The sequence below is a fragment of the Eupransor demetentiae genome (genome assembly GCF_963930865.1).
Taxonomy (GTDB): domain Bacteria; phylum Bacillota; class Bacilli; order Lactobacillales; family Lactobacillaceae; genus Eupransor; species Eupransor demetentiae.
On sequence record NZ_CAWVOH010000001.1, the window covers coordinates 601,860 to 626,042 of the forward strand.

Sequence of the window (24,183 nt, forward strand, 5' to 3'; positions counted from 1 at the left end):
GCTCCTTTAATGTCTGTCCTACTCGCAATCAAAAACTAGGGAAGTAATTCCCTAGTCCTTAAACATCTTGATAAGGTCGCGATGTGCACTTTGAGTAGCGATTAATACTGAGTTTGATAATAGCATATTTAAGGGCTGACCGTCAAGATTGGTAACGGCCAGATTCAGGGCAGCAGCAATCGCTGTTCCCGGTGCAAAATCCCAGGGTTCCAGCTTCGAATAATAACCCGAAGCTTGGCCCAAAATTACACGGCTAAACGAAATGCCGGATGAACCCAAAACGCGAAAGGCCAAGGCCCTGTCAGCAACTTCCCGATAGCCGGGATAACCGGCGACCAGGCGGCGACCAGAAAGCAGCATGACCGCGTGTTCAAGATTAACGTCCTCTGGACTTTCCAAACGCTGGTCATCTACCCAGGCGCCATATTCAGGGCCACCGTGGACCAAGCGCTGATTCATAACATCTAAAATCCAGCCCAAGACGGGTTTACCATCACGGTACAGGGCCATCATAATGGCAAAATCAACGTGTTCATGCACAAAGTTCATCGTGCCATCAATCGGATCGATGTACCAAATATCACCGTCCGTGCTCGTCGGACGGTTGCTGTCCCCTTCTTCGTGAATGACGCGTGCATTGGGATCTAGTGATTGGATTTTGGCCAGTAACCACTTCTGATTGGCCACATCAACATTAGTCACCAGGTTGCGTTCGTTGCCTTCTTTGGTTTTCACGGTTAAATGCTCATGAATCAGGCCACGAGTGTGCTCGCCGAGTTCTTCCAACCAAGCTGATACGGTTTGATCAATTTCTTTAACATCCATTATGCACGTACCTTTCCGGCTGGTGCTGCTTGCACAAGCTTAACAGCCTGATAAATTTGGTGGCCGGTTTGCGCTTTAAGGTCACGGTCAAAGCTTTTCTGTTCGCCTTTCGCCGGCATAACGGCCAAAAAGGCTTGATAATCCTTCATAAACCGGTCGCGGTCAACGCCGCTTTCGTAGAGTGAAAGGACGTCATCGACCATGGTCGAAACGGCCACGATATCTTGTGTATTCCAGTTACCGTCAATAGGAAGCTGATAATTACTGTTCATGCTTACCTGCCTTTTTTGCTTTCTTTGCCCGGCGCTTTTCGGCTTTGGCTTCAAGCTTAGCTTCTTTTTCGGCCATTTCTTCATCACGCTTTAGTTGCGCATTGTAGAAATAAGCAAATCCAGGATTTTTCATTTTGTGTTCCTGGCAATAGGTTAGAAAAGCTTGATACCAATAGGCTTGGTCCTCTTCTTTGACTTGCTGCCAGGCATAATAGTCGAAACGACCGCCACCCTTGACGATATCGATGTAGCGTCCGGGCGCATCATCGTCGTTAAAATCATGTTCGTAAGGATAGGCTTTTACGGCGGCTCGACGCAGCTGGCCATCCGCCGGGTGATCAATGTCTAGAAGGCGGTGGCTAGCCTTATGAACCTGCCCGTAATTAAAGGATTCGGTATCCGCAATCGCTTTTAAGTCTTCGTTGTCGTAAGCAGACGGGTCGGTAATAATTCCATCATCGTCAAGCTGCAAAACATTCCACTCACTGACAAAGTTACCCGTCTTAAAGTTCACGATGAACTCGGACATCTTCTCTTTTTCTGGGACTTGCACCTTGAAATTATCGGGCAGCTTGAATTCGCCCTGATAACGATTGTGATAGGTAGCGTCGGTTTGATAATCGAAATCAACCTTGCAAAAACTCTGGTAGTTCAGCAACTTCTGAAAATCATCGTCACCAGGATAAGTCGAGCGAATATAAGCCACGTTGTGCCGGTCAAAGTGGTAGCGAAGCAAGTGGATTTTCTGTGCCAAAGTAGCTAGCTCACCATTGCCTTCAGCAATGTCAGCCAAGCTTTCTGACTTAAAAGTATGCTGAACATCAGTTCGGAATAATTTATAAAAATCGGAATGCGGTGCTAGTTCTGAGCTAAAACGATAAGACCCCGTCAATTGCAAAAAGCCGAAGTCATCAATAACAGCACCGAAATGCTGCAAAACAAAGTTCAACCGCTCGGCAGGACTGCCACCCTGAGCACGATACATGGCCGTATAAACCGGGCTGCCGACCTCATGAATAGCCTGCCAGAGGCGGGCCTGGCGTTGTTGAATGGCCTTTAAGCTTGACCAATCGGCTTGATAGAGCGCTTTTTTAGCAGCCGCAATCGCGCCCTTCGACCAGCCATCTTCGCTCAAAGATTGTTCTTGCGCCGAGGTAAAATCGAGATTCCCCCGGAATTGGCCCTTGCTACGCTTAATTTTAATTGGTGCTGCCGTTCGTAATTTCATTTCAATGTCCGCATCGTTTCAAACTTATTTATACAGTAAATTTTAGCAATTTTACCCCTAGTCCGCCAGTTATCTGCCATTAAATTCAGTATGCTGCTAAGATTTTGTTATACTAGAGGAAGTTTACAAAAAGGAGAAGCTCATGAAACTCCGTTTTACAATGGACAAGATTACCCGGGATGGCAACCCGGTACTACGTGAAATTTCAAAACCGGTGGAATTTCCACTTTCAGACGAAGACCGTCAGCTCGCCAAGGACATGATGGAATACCTCGTTGTCTCACAGGATGACGAGGCCAACGAAAAGTATGGCCTTCGCCCCGGGGTTGGTCTAGCCGCCCCACAAGTCGGTTATGCTAAGCAGATGGCTGCCATCTTAATTCCCGACCAAGATCCTAAGGAAACGAGTGAAACGCCCTACTTCAAGGGGGTAATCTTCAATCCCGTTATTATCTCTGAAACTGTGCAACGCGCCGCGCTTAATGTTGGTGAAGGTTGCCTTTCAGTTGATGAAGATGTTCCTGGTTTCGTGCCACGTTCAAGTAAGATTACAGTTCGTTACCAAGACGAAAGCGGCGAAACGAAGACCATCAAGTTGCGCAATTACCCTGCCATCGTTTTCCAACACGAAATCGATCACTTGCACGGCCACCTTTACTACGATCACATCAACCGGGCCAATCCCTGGGCCATCAATGACCAAACAAAATATATCGACTAAAAAGGCAATCCGCTCGCTGCGGATTGCCTTTTATTTTAGAATAAACCTTTTTTCTTGTTGACCGTAATCTTAGAAGCCTTGGCAAAGTCTTCCAAAGCTTGCTTTTGGTCCTTGTTCAACTTGGTTGGAACTTCCACGTTAACGATGACAAATTCATCCCCGTGACCGTTACCGTGCAAACGAGGAGCTCCCTTACCTGCAAGGCGGAAGCGACGACCGTTTTGCGTTCCGGCAGGGATCTTAAGTTTAACATCCCCGTGAACCGTCTTCACGTCAACTTCATCACCCAAGGAAGCGGAAACAAAGTTGATATCCTGCTTGACATAGATGTCTGCGCCATCACGTTCGAAGCCTTCCTTGGAAGCAGCAACTGAGAAGACAACGTACAAGTCACCTTGTGGTCCGCCGTTTACGCCAGCTTCACCCTGACCAGACAAACGCATTTGCTGACCAGTTTCAACACCGGCCGGCACCTTAACCTTGACTTCGTGCTGCTGTCCGCGGCCGTTTTCCTGACGATTGTACTTAATCGTCTTTTCAGTACCAAAGATGGCCTCTTCAAAGGAAAGACGCATCCGGTACTGCAAATCCCGACCCTTACGAGGGGCGTTAGGATCAAAGCCGCCACCGAACATCTGACTGAAAATGTCACCCAAATCGGAGAAGTCGCCAAAGCCTTGACCACCGCCAAAGCCACCGTTAGCACCGGCAGAACCAAATTGGTCGTACTGGGCACGCTTTTGCTCATCACCCAAAGTTTCAAAAGCTTCCTGAACGTCTTTGTACTTTTGTTCAGCACCCGGTTCGTGATTCAAATCAGGATGGTACTTCTTCGATAATTTACGGTACGCTTTTTTAATTTCATCTTGGCTGGCATTCTTATCGAGGCCAAGCCGTTCGTAAAATTCTGTATTATTCACCAGGCATACTCCTTTTATAAAATATGTACATAAACCGCCCGAAGGCGGTTTACATGAAATACTAACATGACTTAGTTTAGATTACTTCTTGTCATCGTCGGGGTTAACTTCTTCGAAGTCACCATCAACGGTGTCATCACCCTTACCATTAGCACCCTGAGCTTGGTCAGCACCTTGCTGAGCCTGGGCGTTTTGCTGGTAGAGCTTAGTTGCCAAATCACTGGCAGCCTTCGTCAAAGCTTCTGACTTTGCCTTCAAATCTGAAAGGTCAGCATCTTCAGCTGAGGCAGCTTCTTTAGCCTTCTTCAAGTCTTCCAAAGCGTCCTTAGTTGCCTTCTTTTCGTCGTCAGAAACCTTGTCGCCAACTTCTTCCAAAGTCTTTTCAGTCTGGAAAATCAATTGGTCGGCGTTGTTACGAGTTTCAACGTCTTCCTTCTTCTTGGCATCGGCCGCTTCGTTTGCCTTGGCGTCGTTCATCATCTTTTCGATTTCGTCATCTGACAAACCACCGGCAGCTTGAATGGTAATCTTTTGTTCCTTCTGAGTACCAAGGTCCTTAGCCGAAACATTTACGATACCGTTACGGTCGATATCAAAGGTAACTTCGATTTGTGGGACACCACGGGGTGCGGCAGGAATGTCTGCCAACTGGAAGCGACCCAAAGTCTTGTTATCAGCGGCCATTGAACGTTCACCTTGCAAAACGTGAATGTCCACGGCAGGCTGGTTGTCAGCGGCCGTTGAGAAGACCTGTGACTTTGACGTAGGAATGGTTGTGTTACGAGGAATCAACTTCGTGAAGACACCACCCATGGTTTCAATACCAAGTGACAAAGGCGTAACATCCAAAAGAACAACGTCCTTAACATCACCCGAGATAACACCACCTTGAACAGCGGCACCAAGGGCAACGGCTTCATCAGGGTTGATGGAGTGGTTTGGTTCCTTACCAGTCAACTTCTTAACGGATTCTTGAACAGCTGGAATACGAGTTGAACCACCGTTTAGGATAACTTCGTCGATGTCATCAAATGACAAACCAGCATCCTTCATGGCGTTCAAGACAGGTTGTTCAGCCTTCTTAACCAAGTCAGCCGTCAATTCATTGAACTTTGCACGAGTCAATGAAGTCTGCAAGTGCAATGGGCCTTCGCTACCTGAAGCGATAAATGGCAAGTCGATTTGTGCTTCGTTAGCTGAAGACAAAGTCTTCTTAGCTGCTTCAGCAGCATCCTTCAAACGTTGCAAGGCCAACTTGTCTTGCTTCAAATCGATACCGTGTTCAGCCTTAAACTGTTCAGCCAAGTAATCGATAATCTTGTTATCGAAGTCATCACCACCGAGGTGAGTATCACCATTGGTTGACAAAACTTCGAAGACACCATCACCTAATTCAAGGACAGAAACATCAAAAGTTCCACCACCCAAATCGTAAACAAGAATCTTTTCATCCTTGTCCAACTTGTCCAAACCGTAGGCCAAGGCTGCGGCAGTAGGTTCGTTGATGATACGTTCAACTTCCAAACCAGCAATCTTACCAGCATCCTTAGTAGCCTGACGCTGAGCATCGTTAAAGTAGGCAGGTACCGTAATAACGGCCTTATCAACCTTTTCGCCCAAGTAATCTTCGGCGTAGCCCTTGATGTATTGCAAGATCATCGCTGAGATTTCTTGTGGGGTGTATTCCTTACCGTTAGCCTTTACCTTGTAGCCAGCTTCACCCATGTGAGACTTGATTGATGAAATCGTGTCAGGGTTGGTAATAGCTTGGCGCTTTGCCACGTCACCAACTTGGATTTCACCGTTCTTAAATGAAACAACAGAAGGTGTGGTACGGCCACCATCTGGGTTTGTAATAATCTTTGGCTTACCACCCTCAAGGACAGCAACCGCTGAGTTAGTCGTTCCAAGATCAATACCAATAATCTTTGACATAAATAATAAGCTCCTTTTTAATAATCAATAACATTTTTTGGCTTTTTAAGGTGTGGTGCTACCAAGCGGTAACTGAATCACCAAAACTTTATTGCACGACGGCAACCATGGCTGGGCGGATAACCCGATCATGGAGCGTGTAACCCTTTTGAAGAACACGGGCAACGTGATCACTTTCAACGTCTTCGGCTTCATCAGCAGCAACGCTTTGTATACCCTGCATGCGGGTTGGATCGAAGAGGTCCCCAACCTTACCGCATTCCTCTACGCCATTGTCCTTTAGGGCTTGGCGAAGTGTCTTAAGGGTAATTTCAACCCCCTTCTTAATCTGAAGGGCAACTTCATCGTCGCCATCTTCAACCGCAAGGGCACGTTCCAGATTATCAACAACTGGAATAACCGCCGTTGCTAACTTCTGGCCGTCGTACTTACGAATGGAAGCAATTTCACGGGCATTACGCTGCTGAATGTTTTGAATTTCAGCTTGGTAACGAATGTTTTGGTCTTCCAAATCGTTAACTTGATCTTTTAATTCTTGAACAGGATCTTTTTCTTCAATTTCTTGTTCAGGTTCAGCTTGCGCCTGATCCTTCACTTCTTCGTTCTTTTCTTCTTGCTTTTTGTCCTTATCTGTCACGGATAACCCTCCTAAAATCTAAACATATTCTGTCATCTTTTGGGTCAGTGCCTGACCAAAAGCATTTAATAACAAAGCGTATCTCGAGTACGGCATCCGAATTGGCCCGACAAGAGCCAAAATACCGTTTGCATGTCCTCGAATTCCAAAACGGGTCGATAACATGCTGTAAGAATCCAGTAGTGGTTCCCCGATTTCAGCACCGATGCGAATGGCAACCGGCTTGCTTTCGTGAGGAATCAACTGCAAGACCTTCTGTGGCGAGTCAAATAGTTCAAGCAAACGGCGCATCTGCGTCGTATCCTTAAACTCTTGCTCCCCACTCTCCAGAATGTTGAGGCGACCACCAAGGTGAACCTTCTGCTGGACCGAACGGTACAGCACCTCGCCAAAGAGTTGTAGGAAGGCCGCTGGACTTTGAATTACTCGTGCAAGCTGCACAGGCAGCTTACCCGAATCCATCATATCCAGGACCTCGCTGACGCTGCGACCAACCATTTGTAAGTTGATGTAGGTCACCATGCCTTCCAGCGAAGCAACAGTCAAACCCTTCGGTAATTTGAAAGTTTGACTCGTCACCTTACCATCACTGGTTACCAGAATAGCAATCAACTGACTGCCTTCCAGCGGAATCAGTTGGAAGGAGGAAATCTTCAAGTCTGGATCGACTGGCTTAATAATAAGGGCCGTCATCCCGGTTAAGTCCGCCAAACGACGGGCCGTTTCCGATAGCATGTCGTCAACTTCGTGGAAGTTGCCTTGGATACTATTAAGTAACTTGTTAACTTCATCTTCCGTGACTGTCCGCGAAACCATGAGATGGTCGAGGTAGTAGCGATAACCATATGGTGAAGGTACCCGCCCCGCCGAAGTATGTAACTTACGAATCAAGTCGGCATCTTCAAGCACTGCCATTTCATTGCGAATGGTGGCCGAAGACACCTTGATGTTCAATTCTTCCTGAAGACGTTTTGACCCAACCGCCTTAGCGGTCTGAGTGTACTGATAAATAATGGCACCTAAGATCAACTTTTGTCGTTCAGTCAGCATCCAGCAGTCACCCGCCTTTCAATTAGCACTCTAAACTCTCAACTGCTAATAACTATATTATACAGGACCTTTTGGAAAATGCAAACCCTTTTAGCACTCTTTTTTACAGACTGCTAAAAAAGCATTTAACCAAAGGTTAAATGCTTTTAAAATAGTTTCGCGTGGCCTGTCGGTCCGCTTTTAATTGTTCAATCAAGGCCGATGCACCGTCGAAACGGACTTCCCCGCGGAGATGTTGGCACCACTCAACCTCGATGTTTTCGCCATAAACGGCTTGATTAAAATCTAAAATATTAATTTCAACGGTAATGGGTCGGTTAGCGCCAAAAGTAACGTTACGACCAATTGAAGCCATGCCGATGTGCCACTGACCCGCAATCTTGACCCGCACAGCATAGACGCCGATGGCCGGTAACCACTGTTGCTCAGGAGTCAGCACATTGACCGTTGGAAAGCCCAGTGTCCGTCCCCGCGCATCGCCGTGGACAATCAAACCAGTTGTCCGGTGGAAGCGGCCCAGCTGTTCGCGAACGGTTTTTAAGTCCCCTGCACCGAGCGCTTGGCGAACCCTTGTAGAAGAAAACTTTTCACCCTGTTCTTCTAAAGCGGGGACAGTAAGAGTGGCAAAACGCCCTCGTGCATAGACGGCCAAATGGTCCATATCAGCCGCCTCATCTGGACCGCCATATTGGTGATCAAAGCCAGCCACCACTTCACTCGGGTGAAGCTTCATCAACACTTGATCAACAAAGCTTTGGGCCGACAGCGCGGCGAGTGCCGAAGTCAGCTGCAAAACATAAAGCCGGCGAACCCCCATTTTTTCCATTAAAGCCGACTTTTGCTTAATCGGTGTCAAATAACGGATTGGATAGTCCATTTTTTCAAAAACGGCGGCAGGATAAGGATAGTAGGTTAAAACCGCTAATTCCTCGCCCCGCTTTTCAGCAGCCAAACGAGCTTGTTCGATAACTGCCTGATGCCCGTGGTGAACGCCATCAAAAAAGCCCATGGCAAGAACCTGCTTTGGGGCTTGAAGATCTTCTTTAATTGGATAATGTAAGGGTATAATTTCGACGGTCATGATTGATTGGAAAATACATAGCGTGAGACCCAACAGTCTCGTTCAGAATCAAATTGATATACCAATTTTAATTCACCTTGGTAGTACAAAGCAAGGTAACCCGCATCATTGGGTGCCCATTGCCGGGGTGAAATCTTTTGACCATTGGAAACCGCAAACCATTCTTCTTGCGTCAGTTCCTTTTTCGGCCAGGGCAAAATGTCGGCAATTGGGACAACCTTTTTCATAATTTCAGCCCGGTCCATCTCCATCAAAGTATCCAAATCCGTGCTTTCATCAAGAGAAAAACCTGAACCAGCCTGCCGCGTTAGAGCCGTCATCGTTGCGGGCCAATTCAATTTTTGACCGAGGTCGGAGGCCAAAGTACGAATATAAGTCCCCTTTGACACCTTAGCTTCAAAAGTAAAACTTTCCAGGCCATCTTGCAGCTTCAAATCAGAGGTCCGTTTAAATTCGTAAATATGGGCCTTTCGCTCCGGAAGCGCCACCTTTTCGCCGGCGCGGGCATACTCGTAGAGGCGACGACCATTGACCTTAACCGCCGAGTACATGGGCGGAATTTGGATGATGTCGCCCGTCAAAGCCTGCATGCTTTGATCAATTTGTTCAGCAGAAAAAGCTTCGGTTAACAATTGCCTTTCGACAATTTCACCATCGGCATCCTGCGTTTCAGTGGAAAATCCCAAGGTAATCTCACCGGTGTAGGTTTTGGGATGAGCTTGAAGAAAGTCAATAAGCTTGGTTGCCCGTCCCAATGCAATAACCAAAACACCGTCTACGTTGGGATCCAAGGTGCCGGCATGGCCGATTTTCTTTTGACCGATTACCCGACGCAAACGGGCCACAACACCAAAGGAGGTCATCCCCTTTGGCTTGTTGACGACCAAGATACCATCAATATTTTCGCTCATTGCTGCTCCTTTAAGTAAGTGCTTAGGCGGCGCAAGCCCTCTTCTAGCGTTTGGTCATCGGCCGCATAGGACAAACGGACGTAAGCCTTAGCCGATGGCAAATCCGAAAAGCCTTCGCCAGGAATCAAGGCCACTTTAGCGTTCTCAGCCAAATCAAGAGCAAAGTCCCAACCATTTTGATTATATTGTGCTGGAATTTTGGCGAAGATGTAAAAGGCGCCCTGTGGGGAAATAATATCAAAACCGAGTTCTGACAAAACCTTAACGGCATAATCGCGACGCTTTTGGTAGGCAGCCCGCATATCTGCAATCACCTTGTCACCAGACTGCAAGGCAACCCGGGCAGCGTCCTGGATGAAGGTTGGTGTCGCAAAGGTCAAAGCGCCGTGGACCTTTTGCATTTCAGCGATAATGTCTTCTTCTCCCAGTAAGAAACCAACCCGATAGCCGGTCATGGCATGTGACTTGGACAAACCGTTGACCATAATCGTCTGGTCAGGCAGGATGGCAGCTAGTGAAACATGGTCACCAGAATAAGTGAGTTCCGAGTAGATTTCATCGGAAATAACCCAGAGCTTGTGTTTCTTGAATACTTCAGCCAAATCACGTAATTCCGCTTCAGTATATGTCACCCCCGTCGGATTATTGGGGTAGTTCATCAAAATCGCTTTAACGGGGCAGTCAGCCTGCGCCAAGGTCTCCTCAACCATGGCAGGGGTGAGCTTGAAGGCATTGGCAGATGTATCAATGGTTACCCGCTGGCCGTGGGCCAAAGTCAAAGAAGCAAAATATGAACCATAGGCCGGTTCCGGCACGAGCAAACCATCACCAGGTGTCAACAGGGTTTGGAAAATAACGTTAATCGCTTCCGTCACACCGAGCGTAACAATGACGTTGTCAACACTGGGATAGTTCAAATGGTAGCGCTTGTTGAAGTAATCGAGCGCAACCTGACGGAGTTCCGTTTCCCCCTGGCTTTCCGCGTAGTGGGAACGGTCCGCTTTAATCGCCTTAATGGCTTCATCCTTAATGCTGTCGCTCACGCCAAAGCCCGGTTCACCAAAGGTTAATTGAACAATCCCAGGAATTTTGGAAACCTGGGCCTGAAAACCTAAAAGTTTATCGGGGGCCATCGTTTCGACCTGGGGGTTAATTTCTTGAACAAAATGCTCCATATTGCTGTGACTCCTTTGCCCGACCGGGCTCGTGCTTAAACTATTAACAGCATAAGCTTATATTGAAGATAAGTAAAACTCATTTTTTTCAATTTAAGATGATTTTCATTCAACTAATAGCAAGATAAAAAGGCCATCCAAACGGATAGCCTTTTTGTCTTAATCTTTTTTGTGAAGTTGGCGGATTAGTGCTTCAATATGATCACCATATTGAATGGAGTTATCCAATTCAAAACGCAGTTCCGGAATCTTGTAAACCGTCAAACGGCTGCCCAATTCCTTACGAATCAAACCGGATGCTGCTTCCAATCCTTCCGCAACCTTCTTTTGATCGCTGGCCTTATCACTCAACAAAGAGTAATAAATCGTAGCAATTTGAAGATCGCCAGAAACTTCAACGCTGGTAATCGTAACATCTTGTAAACGGGGATCATTGATCCTTTTCAACAAGATTTCAGCGACATCGCGTTGAATTTCTTGTGCCAAACGACCGGCGCGTTGTGCATTTGCCATACTTAGTCCCCTTTCAAAATCAATTACTTAGGCTTAACTTCTTCCATGACATAAGCTTCGGCGGTATCACCAGGCTTGATATCATTGAACTTTTGGACAGTGAATCCGAATTCATAACCCATCTTCACTTCGTTAACGGAATCCTTACCGCGTTGCAAGGAAGCCAATTCGCCTTCGTAAACAACCGTACCATCGCGAATGATACGAACCTTTGAATCACGAGTAATCTTACCGTCTTCAACAGAAGCACCGGCAATCGTTCCAACCTTTGAGAACTTGAAGAGTTCCTTGACCACAACGTGGCCAATAATCTTTTCTTCGTAAACAGGTTCAAGCTGGCCCTTCATGGCCGCCGTCACATCATCAATGGCGTTATAAATGACGTTGTAGAAACGCATGTCGACATTGTCGTTATCGGCTTGGCTACGAGCAAATGGCGTAGGACGAACGTTAAAGCCAATGATAATGGCACCAGAGGCTTCCGCCAAAGAAACATCTGATTCATTGATGGCACCAACGGCCGTGTGAATCAAATCAACACGAACACCGTCGACTTCAATCTTCTTCAAGGAACCAGCCAAGGCTTCAACAGAACCTTGCACATCGGCCTTAACAATGATTGGCACCGTCTTCATTGCCTTTTCAGCCATGGTGTTGAACAAAGTGTCCAAAGTAACGACTGAACCAGCGTTACGAACTTCTTCACGAGCACGCTTTGCACGTTCCTCACCAGCCGCACGGGCAGTCTTTTCGTCGGCCATGACGATGAAGCGATCACCGGCCTGTGGTACATCGTTAATACCCGTAATTTGAACAGGCGTTGCAGGCGTTGCTTCTTCGATGTCTTGACCGCTGGCGTTGTTCATTGTACGAACACGTCCATAGGTATTTCCAACAACGATTGGATCTCCAATGTGCATGGTTCCTTGTTGAACCAAAACAGTGGCAACAGGTCCACGACCCTTATCCAAACGAGCTTCAACAACCGTTCCACGAGCAGGGATCTTAGGATCAGCCTTCAATTCCAAAACGTCGGCTTCAAGCAAAATCATTTCAAGCAATTGATCAACATTTTGACCAAACTTAGCTGAAATCTTAACGAAGATGGTGTCACCACCGTACTCCTCAGGCACAAGGTCGTAAGCCATCAATTGGTTCATCACGTTTTCAGGCTGTGCACCTGGCTTATCAATCTTGTTAACCGCCACAATAATCGGCGTACCAGCCGCCTTGGCGTGGTTAATGGCTTCAATCGTCTGAGGCATAACCCCATCATCAGCCGCCACAACCAAAATGGTAATGTCGGTAATGTTGGCACCACGAGCACGCATTTCAGTAAAGGCCGCGTGACCTGGAGTATCCAAGAAGGTAATCAAACGGCCGTCCAAACGAGCCTGGTAAGCACCAATGTGCTGGGTGATTCCACCGGCTTCGCCTTCGGTCACGTGTGACTTACGCAAGTAATCCAAAAGGGTCGTCTTTCCGTGATCGACGTGACCCATGATGGTAACAACGGGTGGACGAGCAACCAAGTCTTCCGGCTTGATGTCGTCTTCGTCAAAGAAGCGGTCGATATCGGCCACATCTTCTTCTTCCTTCATCTTGGCGTCAATGTCATAATCAGCCGCCAAAATTTCGATGGTGTCGGCATCCAAAGACTGGTTTTGGTTGGTTACAATTCCCAACAAGAAGAGCTTCTTGATGATTTCAGAAGCGTCACGGTGCAAAAGCTTTGCCAAATCCTGGACGTTCATTCCTTCACGGTATTCCAAAACTTCTGGCAATGGCTGTTCCTTACGAACTGTTACTGGCTTCTTAGGCGCTTGCTTTGCCGCAATACGACGGGACTTCTTTGAACCATGCGGACGATCGTTACGACGAGGCGTCTGCTGACCAGTTCCGTTCGTGTTACGCTTGCGCGTGTTGTTGCGAGCGGAGTTGTTTCCAGAAGCTAGAGCGCCACCAAAACGACCGGGACCCTTCTTACCTTCATTGTTACTCGTCTTAGGAGCAGCAGTGCTTGCCGCAGCCTTTGGCTTAGCAGGCGCAGCCTTGGCCTGATTCTTAGCGGCAGCTGCTTTCTTATTCTCGTTGACATACTCTTTCAAGCTGTCATCCTTCTTGGCAGAATAATTAATCTGGCCTTCACGAGGCTTCGTTGACCAACTCTTCTTTTCGCGAACCATGGGACGACCACTCGTTGGTGTCATCGAGTTATTTGGACGTTCGCGGCGGCGACCATTTTGGTTGTTGCCACGAGGTCCATTTGATGAAGCACCTTCACGCTTTGGACGTGCTGGACGGCTATGTGAGGCGGTGTTAGAAGGGTTACGAACGGCCCCTTCTGAAAGCTTAGCGGCATGACGTCGCTGTGAAGCTGGTAATTCCTTACGTTCAGGAACAGCTTGTTTACGTGCTGGACGCTTTGAATTCGAGAACTTTTGATCTTCTGTCATTAATTGCGCTCCTTTTCTTCTAATAATAATTGTTTAATTTTGCGACTAAAGCCACGGTCGTTAATGCCAAAGACACTGCGGTTAACGCCGAGTGCCTGTGTTAATTCTGCGCGGGAAAAATCCTGGTTAAAAGCAACTTGATAAAAAGTCGTTTTATCCTGGAATTTCTTAGCCTGACTGACGCCTCCATCCGAAGGGAAAAAGACGAGCTGGACCTTGTTTTGCCGAATGGCATCTAAAGTCGGTCCACTACCTAAAACTAGTTTACCAGCCTTTTGGGCTAATCCAAATAAATTAAGAATTTGCTTTTTGGGCTCCATCGCCGAATAACTCCCGTCGTGCTTGCTGATGGTCAACATAGGCCAACAACTCGTCATAAAATTCTGCTGGCACTTCCTGGGAAAAAGCCTTATCAAAAACCTTTTTCTTACGGGCTGTTTCAGCAGTCTTAACATCGAGTGTGATGTAAGCACCCCGGCCATTCTTTTTGCCGGTCGGATCTAGTGAAACCTGTCCTTCTTTATCACGAACAACGCGCACTAAATCTTTTTTGGGGAACATTTCGCCACTGACAATATCCTTGCGCAGTGGAATCTTACGAGTTTTCATCGTCGAGCTCCTTTCAAAAACTTAGTCTTGAGATTCGTCAGAATCCTGTTCATGGTCAAATTCATGGGCCACTTCTTCGGCTGCCAAAGCACCGTCAACATCGTCATCGGCGAGATCTTCAGCAACGACTTCATCAGCCTGTTCTTCACCCTGGTTCTTCAACATCAAATCGCCAGCTTCGCTTTCAGACTTGATATCCACCTTGAAGCCAGTCAAACGAGCAGCCAAACGGGCGTTTTGTCCCTTCTTACCAATGGCCAGTGACAACTGGTCATCTGGAACAATAACCGTAACGGCATGGTCATTTTCAGGATCAAAGATAACGTCGGTCACTTCGGAAGGATTCAAAGCGTTGGCAATGTACTGAGCCTCATCTTCAACCCATTCCACAATGTCCATGTGTTCGCTGCCAAGTTCGTTGACAACGCTTTGCACACGGGCACCACGCTGACCAACCAAGGCACCAACAGGATCAAGATCAGGGTCATGCGTGTAAACGGCAATCTTAGAACGGTCGCCAGCTTCACGAGCAATACTTACAATTTCAACCGTTCCATCATAAACTTCAGGAACTTCTTGTTCAAACAAACGCTTAACCAAGTCCGGGGCAGTCCGTGATACAAAGATTTGCGGTCCCTTAGGGGCGTTATCCACCTTGGTAACCAAAACCTTAATGCGGTCGTGCATGCGGTAATGTTCATTTGGCATCTGGTCGTTAGGGCCCATAACGGCTTCCTGCTTACCAGGCAACATTACATAAAGGAAACGACGATCTTGACGTTCCACTTCTCCAGTAATGATTTCGCCTTCGTAATCAATGAACTTGTTATATACAGCTTCACGACCAGCTTCACGCATCTTTTGGACGATAACCTGCTTGGCAGCTTGGGCAGCCATGCGGCCAAAGTCCTTGGGCGTAACGTCGAAACGGATTTCATCGCCAGGTTCGTAAGCCTTGTTGATCTTCAAGGCATCGGTCAAGGAAATTTCAGTGTCGGGATCAAGAAGATCTTCATCCAAAACGACAACCTTGACCTGCTTGATGGTCATCTTGCCCTTCTTGTCATCGAAGGTCGCTTCAACGTTTTGGTTCGCGTTGTACTGCTTCTTGTAAGCGGCCTTCAAGGCATTTTCCAAAGCTTCGACAACCGTAGCTCGGTCAATTCCACGTTCAGCTTCTAAAGCATTCAGTGCGTCGACTAATTCTTTACTCATATTCTTTCTCCATTTTTAATATTCGTTAAAATTGGGTATTCAAGATTGCCTTGGCAATTTCGTCATACGAAAAGTGCTCTTGGCCCTTGCCAGTTTCGAGGTCGAGACCCTGATCATCTTGATTCAAAATCTTGCCTTCAAACTGCTTTTGGCCATCACGGGCAGCAAAGAGCGCCAACTTGATGGGCTCATCGGCTTCTTTGGACCAAGCGTAGTGCCAAGGTTCCTTCAAAGGCCGATCTGCTCCTGGTGAGGCAATATCTAGCATGTAAGCACCGGGCATTGGATCTGGATCCGCTTCGTCCAAAGCTTCATTAACCAACTGGGTAAAATCAGTAATCTTATCCATGGTAATGGTTTCGTGGTCAGGCAAATCAATCAAAATCTGGACAACCTTCCGGCCGCCACCCGATTGAACGGACAAATCCCACAATAGGAGATTCTCCTGCTTAACTAGAGGTTCGATTAGTGCTAACAAGCGATCTTTTGCTGGCATTCCCTAAATTCTCCTCTCTTCTATCTTACACCGCTCATATCATAAAAAATGAGCCGGTCCCCAAAGTGACCCGCTCATTTACAAAAGTGATGTAAATTAACTTACCTATATATTAGCTTATTTAAGCCATAATTGCAAGATATGCCACTTTCAAGCAAATAAAAAAGGCCCCCTCTACGGTGCGCCTTTCTTAAAATCATATTACCATGAAGCCTTGCGGACACCAGGAATCTGACCCTTGTGTGCCAACTGACGGAAGTTCAAACGTGACATTCCGAATTCACGCATGTAAGCGTGTGGACGACCATCGATACGGTCACGGTTGTGAACACGTACAGGTGATGAATCCTTTGGCAATGCAGCCAATCCGATGTAGTCCCCTGCAGCCTTCAAAGCAGCGCGCTTGTCGGCGTACTTAGCAACCATTGCTTCACGTTGCTTTGCCTTAGCAATCTTTGATTTCTTAGCCATTACTTGACCTCCTTAAAAGTGACAACCTTGCGAAGTTTTGGTGAGTACTTCTTCAACTCAAGACGGTCAGGCGTATTACGACGGTTCTTTGACGTCAAGTAAATACGCTCACCAGTTTCATCATTTCCTAAAACAACGTGGATACGCATAATCCGAACTCCTCAGTGTGTAGTTTTTAGTAAAAAGTCATTTGCTTGTCAATACAAGATAATAGTATACATACTTAGCAGCTGACTGTAAAGGGTCTAAGCCCTGATTTTTTAAATAAATGTAGCGAACTTAACGAAAACTTAGAACTGCCCTTCCAAAGGTGGCACAACTTGCTTCTTACGTGAAACAACGCCAGGCAAATCCAAGACCCCATCAACCAACTTGTTCTTGAAGGCTGCTTCAATTTGTTCAGGAGCATCACCCAAGTAAAGGGCCTTTGAATTTGAGTTCAAGATATCCGTGATAACCAAGAGGAAGTCTTCGTAGCCTTCTTCCTTCATGGCAGCAGTCAAACCGGCCTTGCGAGCCAACACTTCGTCAATGTCAACCGTGTTGACCTGACCGATGCGGAACTGGTGGCCACCCATATCAAAGGACTTGGCGTCGCCATCCAGGATGTCCTTGTCAGAGCGCGTTGACAAATCGGTTCCAGCCTTCAACATGGCCATACCGTAGGCGTTAATGTCGTCTTCGCCCGCAAGCTTAGCCAATTCCGGCAAAGCTTGACGATCCCAATCAGTGGTCGTTGGGCTCTTCAACAAAAGTGTATCTGAAATCAAGCCAGAAGCCATCAAACCAGCAATCTTGGCTGGAATTTCAATGCCAGCCTGCTTGAATTCGAAGTACATGATGGTTGAAACAGAACCCCAAGGCTTGGCCACGATGTAAAGTGGGGTTGAATTTGAAAATGAGAACTTGTGGTGATCGTAAATGTGAGTGACTTGAACGTCATCCAAGTTATCAACGGACTGCGCAGCTTCGTTGTGGTCAACCAAAACGACCTGAGGGGTTTCGCAGCTTTGTGAAATTGGCAAAGGATCAAGCTGGAAGTGTTCCAAAGCAAACTTTGTTTCGGCGTTAGGTTCTCCCTGAGCCATCGCTTGCGTGTCTTCGCCTTGTTGGTTCAACAAGTAGCTGGCTGCAACCGCTGAAGCAACCGTATCCATATCCGGGTTCTTATGTCCAAAGACTTGTGTTTTCGTCATCGTTATCTCCTATTAATTTAATCCGCATCCTGTAAGCGCATGACTTGCATCTTCTTAACGCTGCCAAATTGCTTGGCATCCAAGACATTTTGACCGTTGCTAATTCGGTTAACGCTTGGGTAGTCACTTAATTGTAACTCAATTGGCTCGCCCTTTTCGCCCTGAATTTGCACAGCCTGATCTTTAGCCGTCAAGAGGCAGGCAGCGGCCACAAGGTAGGCAACGGTTTTACGCTGAGTAAAGACCTGCAAGCCCTTATTGGCACGCTTAGAAGCCGTGATTTCAGTCAGTGGGAAATGCTTAAAGGCTCCGTTGTCAGCAACCAGTGCCAGCTCTTGATCTTGAGCACCAAGCAAAAGCACCGCCTTGACTGCATCGCCATCACCGAGCTTAATCGCCTTCACTCCGGCCGTACGAGCACCAACTGTTGGTACTTCGTCTAGGTTGTAGCGCAGGGCCAAAGCATCGTGGGTGACAACCAAAACTTCACTTTGTTTAGCCACGACGTCCACGGCCAAAAGGCGGCTGTCTTCCGTCTTTAACTTCATGGCGACCGAAGACTTCTTCTTATAGGACTTCGGTACCAAATCAGCAATTTCAGACTGCTTGATAAAGCCGTCATTACTTGCCAAAAGGAGGTTGCCGGCCTGCTTAGGATCATCAAGAACTAAGGCCTTAATGATGTATTCATCACCGCTCCAGTTCGACAAATCCTGGGAGAAGTGCGAACCGGTTTCCTTCCAGCGCAAGTCCGGTAATTCATGGACGGGTCGGTAAATCACGTTGCCAAGATTAGTAAAGAGCAAAAGATGCTGGGTCGTGTTCAAAGTTTTTTCCAAAACAATGGCATCGTTTGCAGCTAAGCCATTTTCGTCCGAAGAGGCCTTGAAGGAACGTAGAGAGGAACGCTTGTAATAACCGTTTTGTGAAATCAAAACGCGCACGTCTTCTTCTGGAATCGTGACGGCAGTGTCAATAACCAAGTTTTCAATTTGATCTTCAATGACACTCTTACGAGGAGAAGCATAGGTCTTCGTGATTTCCTTTAGTTCATCGCGAATGACACCGTGCAGTGCTTCCTGCTCGTTTAAGATCTGATTCAAGCGGTCAATCTTCGCCTTCAATTCCGCATGCTCGTCTTCCAACTGCGTAACATCAGTGTTGGTCAAACGATAGAGCTGCAAAGTAACGATGGCCTCGGCCTGTGGCTGGGTAAATTGATATTTATCCATCAGGTTTTGCATGGCGTCTTTGCGGTTCTTTGACGCTCGGATAGTGGCCACCACTTCATCCAAAATGGACAACATCCGAATCAAACCTTCGACAATGTGCTGACGGGCCTGAGCACGGTGTAGTTCGTAAGCCGAACGCTTTAGAACAACTTCCTTACGGAAGTCCAAGAAGGCTTGCAAACCGCGCTTTAGACCGACTAGCACAGGCCGCTGGTCATGAATGGCAATCATGTTGAAGTTATAAGAAATCTGCAAATCCGTCTTCTTGAAGAGGTAGGTCAAAATCCCTTCGGCAGAAGCGTCCCGGCTTAACTCAATAACGATTGACAGACCATTACGATCCGATTCATCACGCACTTCGCTAATGCCAGCCACTTCCTTGTTCAAGCGAATGGCATCGATGCGGGCTACCAAGTTAGACTTGACCACATCGTAGGGAATTTCAGTTATTTCAATTTTTTGCTTACCACCCTTAAGGGGTTGTACTTCGGTCTTGGCACGGACGACAATCCGGCCACGGCCCGATTCATAGGCCTGCTTAATGCCATCCAAACCTTGAATAATACCACCAGTGGGAAAATCAGGTCCCTTCACATAACGCATTAACTGCGCCAAGGAAGCATCGGGATGATCCAAGAGGTAAACCAATGCCGAATTAATCTCTTTCAGGTTGTGCGGTGGAATTTCCGTGGCATAACCGGCAGAAATCCCCGTTGCACCGTTAATGTAGAGGTTCATCACCCGCGAAGGCAAGACCGTTGGTTCATAGGCTGAATCATCAAAGTTCAAGACCATATCAACGGTTTCTTGGCCCAAATCGCGGAGCATTTCACCCGAAATCTTGGACAAACGTGCCTCAGTATAACGCATGGCGGCAGCGGGATCGTTATCGATTGACCCATTGTTTCCGCTCATGTCAATGAGGGGCTCGCGGACCTTCCAGTCCTGGGACAAGCGCACCATGGCTTCGTAAATCGAGGAATCACCATGTGGGTGAAAGTTACCCATAACGTTTCCAACCGCCTTGGCGGACTTACGGTAAGGATGGTCAGCAGTATTGCCATCTTCCTCCATTGAGAAGAGAATTCGGCGCTGGACAGGCTTCAAACCATCTCGAATATCTGGCAGGGCTCGCTCTTGAATAATGTATTTAGAATATCGGCCAAAACGTTCACCCATCACCGCTTCTAGTGAGAGTTCTTTAATCCGGTTTGCCATTGTTAATCATTCCTACTTTCTACTCGAAAATATCTTAAAACAAATCTAAATTCTCAACTTGATCGTCGGGACCCTGCTTCTTTTTGGATTTAGCCACTGGCTTTTTAGCAGGGGCTTCTTCGTCTTCGACGGCATCGGCTGGGCTTTCACCCTGCATGACCTTTTCAAAGACGTCGGCGTGCTTGCCGTCACCTTCAACGTTATCCAAAATGGAACCATCTTCCTCCATGGTGAAGGAAACGTTGGCTTCAATCCACTTACGACGTGGATCAACCTTGTCACCCATCAAAGTGGAAACGCGTTTTTCAGCCAAAACAGCATCATCGATTTTAACCCGAATCAAAGTGCGTGATTCAGGCGCCATCGTGGTTTCCCAAAGCAAGTCAGCATCCATCTCACCCAGTCCCTTAAAACGACTAAGCTTATAGTTTCCAGTGCTCTTCTCCGTGATGCTAGCCAATTCATCGTTGGTCCAGGCAAAGTCATCGGCCTTTTTCTTCGATGAATAGGTAATCCGGTAGAGCGGTGGCAAAGCGATGTAAACCCGACCAGCCTCAATCAAGGGACGCATGTACTTATAGAAGAAGGTCAGGAGCAAAGTTTGAATGTGGGCCCCATCATCATCGGCATCGGTCATGATAATGACCTTATCAAAGGCGGCGTCCTTGATATTAAAGTCCGGCCCGACCCCTGCGCCAATGGCATAAATCATGGTCGAAATTTCTTCGTTCTTTAAAATGTCGGCTAACTTCGCCTTTTCCGTGTTCAAAACCTTACCACGCAAAGGTAGGATGGCCTGGAACTTACGGTCACGACCCTGCTTAGCAGAACCACCGGCTGAGTCACCCTCGACCAAGAAGAGCTCGTTCTTGTCGGCATTCTTCGACTGAGCCGGTGCTAACTTACCTGAAAGCAAACGGTCCTTTTTGCCTTTACTTTTACCGGTTCGGCTTTCTTCACGAGCCTTACGAGCAGCTTCACGCGCTTCACGAGCACGCAAAGACTTCCGGACAATCTTTTGGCCGAAGTCCCCGTTTTCTAATAAGAAACGTCCCAAGGTTTCGTTAACGACAGAATCCACGACACCACGAGCCTCGACCGTTCCCAGCTTGTCCTTGGTCTGACCTTCAAACTGAAGTAAGTCTTCGGGCACACGAAGGGAAATAACGGCTGAAAGGCCTTCACGAACGTCAGAACCCTCCAAATTCTTATCCTTGTCCTTCAACAGGTGCACCCGGCGGGCATATTCGTTAAAGGCCTTGGTCCAAGCTGAACGGAAGCCCATTTCGTGGGTTCCACCGTCCTGGGTCCGGACGTTGTTAACAAAAGAAAGCAGGGTTTCGGAATAACCGTCGTTGTATTGCGCTGCAACGTCAACAACGATGCCCTCTTCTTCGCCTTCAAAAGTCATGACCGGTCCCAAAGCAGCCTTATCTTCGTTTAAGAAGTCAACAAAGGCGCGCAAACCGTGGTCATAGTGGTAAACTTCCTGGCGAACTGGATCGACACGTTCATCGGTTAGAACGAATTTCACACCCGACATCAGGAAGGCCGCTTCACGCAAGCGTTCGGATAAAGTATCAAATTTAAAAATCGTCGTTGAAAAAATCTTTGGATCAGGCTTAAAGGTAACGGTTGTTCCCGTTGAACCCTTAACGGCGCCCTTATCGACAAGCGTGCCAACTGGCTGACCGCCATCGACAAAGTTTTCGACCCAGCGGTGGCCGTCACGAACAATATCGACTTCCAAAGACTCGGACAAGGCGTTCACAACGGAAGAACCAACCCCGTGCAGACCACCAGAAGTCGAGTAACCACCCTGGCCAAACTTTCCACCAGCATGGAGCACCGTCAAAATAACTTCCGGCGTGGGCTTTCCAGATGAGTGCATCCCCACCGGCATACCACGGCCGAAATCCTGTACCGTCACGGAGTTATCTTCGTGAATCGTCACCTTAATTTCGTTTCCAAAGCCACCTAGGGCTTCATCGACGGCATTATCGACAATTTCGTAAACCAAATGGTGGAGGCCACGGCCATCGGTCGAACCAATGTACATTCCGGGTCGCTTCCGGACGGCTTCCAAGCCCTCTAAAATTTTAATTGAATCTGAATCGTAGTGATTATTCTTAGCCAAAACTTTGTCCTCAAACTCGTTTTTTTCATCTTGCCAGACCGTTATTTACTAGTGAGCAGACAACGGCCAATCTATTTCATAATAGAGGAAATCCCATGCCCTGACAAGCAGGAAGTCAATAATTTTTATCATGTGCTAGCAAGCTGTGATAAAATTGTAGCTACTGTCATTCATTTTAAAATTATTATTTAATTGAGAAGGTTACTATGCTTAAAATTATTATCATGTTTATCCTGGCTTATTTGCTGGGCTCACTTGTCCCGGGATATTGGATTGGTAAATACATTTACCATACCGACATCCGCAATGAAGGTTCCGGTAACATCGGCACGACCAATGCCTTTCGCATTTTGGGGCCAGTTCCCGGAATTGCCGTCCTACTCATGGACTTATTAAAGGGAACCCTTGCCGGCTTCCTACCCATGATTTTCGGCGTTGACATTAACCCCATGTTGGTTGGCCTAGCAGCTATTTTGGGCCATACCTTCTCCATTTGGATTGGCTTTAAAGGTGGTAAGGCCGTCGCGACTTCCGCGGGCGTTTTGCTGGCCTACAACGCCCCCTTCTTCTGGATGGTTTGCGCCGTCTTTGTGACCATGTTGTTGCTGACTTCGATGGTTTCGGTGGCTTCCATGGTCGGCTTTTCCTTTGCCACCATCATGTCAATCTTTTACTACCATGACATCATCCTTTCAATCGTTGCCATCGTCTTGACCGTCTTTGTTTTCTACCGTCATCGCAACAACATTGGCCGTATTTTGCACGGCGACGAAAGTACCATCCCCTTTGGTTTGGTTTACTGGTCCCGTAAGAATAAATAAAAAAGACGTCCAGCTGGACGTCTTTTTTATTTATTCTTACTATCAATCATGATGGTTACAGGACCATCGTTGGTCAGAGAAACATGCATATCGGCTCCAAACTGCCCCTGTTCAACATGTAAACCAGTCGCTTTAACCGCAGCATTGAATTGGTCATACAGTGGTTTAGCCAATTCTGGACGGGCAGCAGCCATAAAGTTTGGCCGGTTACCTTTATGCGTATCAGCAAAAAGCGTGAACTGCGAAACAGATAAGACGGCCCCTTGAACATCCAAAATGGACTTATTCAGCTTGCCCTCTTCGTCCGCGAAAACCCGCAAATTGGTCATTTTACGAACCAAATAATCAAGGTCTTCTTGACCGTCACCTTCGGTCACTGCCACCAAAGCCAGGTAACCTTGGCCAATCTGGCCAACCGTTTGGCCGGCAATGTCAACCTGGGCTTGGCTAACCCGTTGCAAGAGTAATCGCATGCTTACCTCCAGTCAATAATCTGCTTGGTTGAAACCCGAATTCGCTGCAAAGCGTGTGGAATTAAACGTCGCAAGAAGAGCGAACCGTGAACCGTGATCAAGAGCGCGTCCAAGGCATCGGCCTTAATGATGTAAAAGACCAAGAACATCACCGTGGTCGGTGGTAAAAGAATCAAAACAAAAGCCACCCAAGCTCGTTCAAAAAGCCAAGTGCGCAAAGAATTGCGCAACTCCCATTTATCAAGGGTCAAAGGCTCCAACTTCGCATGATCAAAATTAACTTTTGGCTGACCAAAGAGCCAGGCCAATAGTGGTACCCCGGCGGTCAAAAATAGAATCAACCACCATAGCGCCGTGTTATGCACAATCAAACGAGGCAAGTGTAGGAATCCTTGAAAGAGCCAGTAGGGCGTGACTAAGATTCCAGAAATAATTAAGCACCAAAGCAACCAAACATGGGCCTTTGAAGCCGGCAACTCCTCCGGCGTAAAGTAAGACTTTTTTGCCTTAGTATCCACGACCAAAGTGCCCGCCTGTCCTTTTTGGTTAACTGGGCGAATCGCCATAATCGTATCTTTCACTTCAAAACTC

The 24,183-nt window shown here is 47.3% G+C and carries 25 protein-coding genes; 2 read left to right on the forward strand and 23 right to left on the reverse strand.

The annotated features are described in order from the left end of the window. Nucleotides 1-51 precede the first annotated feature (51 nt). Genes ABSY64_RS02955 through ABSY64_RS02965 form a run of 3 tightly spaced genes read right to left on the reverse strand, consistent with a single transcriptional unit; the run spans nt 52 to nt 2,325 of the window. Nucleotides 52-825: an inositol monophosphatase family protein gene (locus tag ABSY64_RS02955; protein ID WP_349641575.1), complete on the reverse strand. Its 774-nt coding sequence runs from the start codon at nt 823-825 to the stop codon at nt 52-54. After that, nucleotides 825-1,097 (reverse strand): UPF0223 family protein, encoded by a 273-nt coding sequence (locus tag ABSY64_RS02960; protein ID WP_349641576.1) that lies wholly within the window; start codon nt 1,095-1,097, stop codon nt 825-827. The genes ABSY64_RS02955 and ABSY64_RS02960 overlap by 1 nt, the downstream gene beginning before the upstream one ends. Further along, the gene (locus tag ABSY64_RS02965; protein WP_349641577.1) at nt 1,087-2,325 is read right to left on the reverse strand and encodes a DUF3114 domain-containing protein; all 1,239 of its coding nucleotides are present in this window, start codon (nt 2,323-2,325) and stop codon (nt 1,087-1,089) included. Before ABSY64_RS02965 ends, ABSY64_RS02960 begins: the two co-directional genes overlap by 11 nt. Nucleotides 2,326-2,467: 142 nt before the next feature. Between ABSY64_RS02965 and def the strand changes: the two genes are divergently transcribed. After that, nucleotides 2,468-3,046 carry a peptide deformylase gene (def, locus tag ABSY64_RS02970; protein WP_349641578.1) on the forward strand — a complete coding sequence of 193 codons (579 nt, stop codon included), beginning with the start codon at nt 2,468-2,470 and terminating at the stop codon, nt 3,044-3,046. A gap of 35 nt (nt 3,047-3,081) precedes the next feature. Here def and ABSY64_RS02975 read toward each other — a convergent pair whose 3' ends face one another. From ABSY64_RS02975 to parE, 18 genes are all read right to left on the reverse strand, one after another. Continuing rightward, the gene (locus ABSY64_RS02975; RefSeq protein ID WP_349641579.1) at nt 3,082-3,966 is read right to left on the reverse strand and encodes a DnaJ C-terminal domain-containing protein; all 885 of its coding nucleotides are present in this window, start codon (nt 3,964-3,966) and stop codon (nt 3,082-3,084) included. Nucleotides 3,967-4,047: 81 nt separating this feature from the next. Then, nucleotides 4,048-5,901 (reverse strand): molecular chaperone DnaK, encoded by a 1,854-nt coding sequence (dnaK, locus tag ABSY64_RS02980; protein WP_349641580.1) that lies wholly within the window; start codon nt 5,899-5,901, stop codon nt 4,048-4,050. Nucleotides 5,902-5,989: 88 nt separating this feature from the next. Next, entirely contained in the window at nt 5,990-6,538 is a 549-nt protein-coding gene (gene grpE / locus ABSY64_RS02985; RefSeq protein ID WP_349641581.1) for a nucleotide exchange factor GrpE, read from the reverse strand. An 18-nt stretch (nt 6,539-6,556) separates the two neighbouring features. Beyond that, nucleotides 6,557-7,588: a heat-inducible transcriptional repressor HrcA gene (hrcA, locus tag ABSY64_RS02990; RefSeq protein WP_349641582.1), complete on the reverse strand. Its 1,032-nt coding sequence runs from the start codon at nt 7,586-7,588 to the stop codon at nt 6,557-6,559. Between the two features lie 136 nt (nt 7,589-7,724). Beyond that, nucleotides 7,725-8,669, reverse strand: coding sequence for a riboflavin biosynthesis protein RibF (ribF, locus tag ABSY64_RS02995; RefSeq protein ID WP_349641583.1), 945 nt, complete (start codon nt 8,667-8,669; stop codon nt 7,725-7,727). Further along, on the reverse strand, nt 8,666-9,580 hold the full coding sequence (gene truB / locus ABSY64_RS03000; RefSeq protein ID WP_349641584.1) for a tRNA pseudouridine(55) synthase TruB: 915 nt from the start codon (nt 9,578-9,580) through the stop codon (nt 8,666-8,668). The genes ribF and truB overlap by 4 nt, the downstream gene beginning before the upstream one ends. Continuing rightward, nucleotides 9,577-10,755, reverse strand: coding sequence for an aminotransferase class I/II-fold pyridoxal phosphate-dependent enzyme (locus tag ABSY64_RS03005; RefSeq protein WP_349641585.1), 1,179 nt, complete (start codon nt 10,753-10,755; stop codon nt 9,577-9,579). Before ABSY64_RS03005 ends, truB begins: the two co-directional genes overlap by 4 nt. 159 nt (nt 10,756-10,914) lie before the next feature. Next, nucleotides 10,915-11,268, reverse strand: a complete 354-nt coding sequence (gene rbfA / locus ABSY64_RS03010) for a 30S ribosome-binding factor RbfA (RefSeq protein WP_349641586.1) — start codon at nt 11,266-11,268, stop codon at nt 10,915-10,917. Nucleotides 11,269-11,291: 23 nt separating this feature from the next. After that, nucleotides 11,292-13,724, reverse strand: a complete 2,433-nt coding sequence (infB, locus tag ABSY64_RS03015; protein WP_349641587.1) for a translation initiation factor IF-2 — start codon at nt 13,722-13,724, stop codon at nt 11,292-11,294. Continuing rightward, a complete protein-coding gene (locus ABSY64_RS03020) occupies nt 13,724-14,044 on the reverse strand; it encodes a L7Ae/L30e/S12e/Gadd45 family ribosomal protein (protein WP_349641588.1) in 321 nt (106 codons plus the stop codon). Before ABSY64_RS03020 ends, infB begins: the two co-directional genes overlap by 1 nt. Next, a complete protein-coding gene (gene rnpM / locus ABSY64_RS03025) occupies nt 14,019-14,333 on the reverse strand; it encodes an RNase P modulator RnpM (RefSeq protein WP_349641589.1) in 315 nt (104 codons plus the stop codon). Before rnpM ends, ABSY64_RS03020 begins: the two co-directional genes overlap by 26 nt. Nucleotides 14,334-14,354: 21 nt before the next feature. After that, entirely contained in the window at nt 14,355-15,548 is a 1,194-nt protein-coding gene (gene nusA, locus ABSY64_RS03030) for a transcription termination factor NusA (protein WP_349641590.1), read from the reverse strand. A 25-nt stretch (nt 15,549-15,573) separates the two neighbouring features. Next, nucleotides 15,574-16,044, reverse strand: coding sequence for a ribosome maturation factor RimP (rimP, locus tag ABSY64_RS03035; RefSeq protein WP_349641591.1), 471 nt, complete (start codon nt 16,042-16,044; stop codon nt 15,574-15,576). Nucleotides 16,045-16,245: 201 nt separating this feature from the next. Then, nucleotides 16,246-16,515, reverse strand: a complete 270-nt coding sequence (gene rpsN / locus ABSY64_RS03040; RefSeq protein ID WP_349641592.1) for a 30S ribosomal protein S14 — start codon at nt 16,513-16,515, stop codon at nt 16,246-16,248. Beyond that, nucleotides 16,515-16,664 (reverse strand): 50S ribosomal protein L33, encoded by a 150-nt coding sequence (gene rpmG / locus ABSY64_RS03045; RefSeq protein WP_349641593.1) that lies wholly within the window; start codon nt 16,662-16,664, stop codon nt 16,515-16,517. The genes rpsN and rpmG overlap by 1 nt, the downstream gene beginning before the upstream one ends. A gap of 141 nt (nt 16,665-16,805) precedes the next feature. Further along, complete coding sequence (locus ABSY64_RS03050) at nt 16,806-17,711, reverse strand: manganese-dependent inorganic pyrophosphatase (RefSeq protein WP_349641594.1); 906 nt, start codon at nt 17,709-17,711, stop codon at nt 16,806-16,808. 17 nt (nt 17,712-17,728) lie between these two features. Next, nucleotides 17,729-20,161, reverse strand: a complete 2,433-nt coding sequence (gene parC / locus ABSY64_RS03055; protein WP_349641595.1) for a DNA topoisomerase IV subunit A — start codon at nt 20,159-20,161, stop codon at nt 17,729-17,731. Between the two features lie 34 nt (nt 20,162-20,195). Further along, nucleotides 20,196-22,298, reverse strand: a complete 2,103-nt coding sequence (gene parE / locus ABSY64_RS03060) for a DNA topoisomerase IV subunit B (protein WP_349641596.1) — start codon at nt 22,296-22,298, stop codon at nt 20,196-20,198. 206 nt (nt 22,299-22,504) lie between these two features. Here parE and plsY point away from each other — a divergent pair, with 206 nt between their 5' ends. Beyond that, nucleotides 22,505-23,119, forward strand: coding sequence for a glycerol-3-phosphate 1-O-acyltransferase PlsY (plsY, locus tag ABSY64_RS03065; protein WP_349641597.1), 615 nt, complete (start codon nt 22,505-22,507; stop codon nt 23,117-23,119). Between the two features lie 26 nt (nt 23,120-23,145). On the opposite strand, the gene dtd is transcribed toward plsY, so the two are convergent. Together dtd and ABSY64_RS03075 are read right to left on the reverse strand one after the other, a co-directional pair. Continuing rightward, entirely contained in the window at nt 23,146-23,592 is a 447-nt protein-coding gene (gene dtd, locus ABSY64_RS03070) for a D-aminoacyl-tRNA deacylase (RefSeq protein ID WP_349641598.1), read from the reverse strand. Between the two features lie 2 nt (nt 23,593-23,594). Next, nucleotides 23,595-24,173, reverse strand: a complete 579-nt coding sequence (locus ABSY64_RS03075; protein ID WP_349641599.1) for a hypothetical protein — start codon at nt 24,171-24,173, stop codon at nt 23,595-23,597. Between the last annotated feature and the right edge of the window lie 10 nt (nt 24,174-24,183).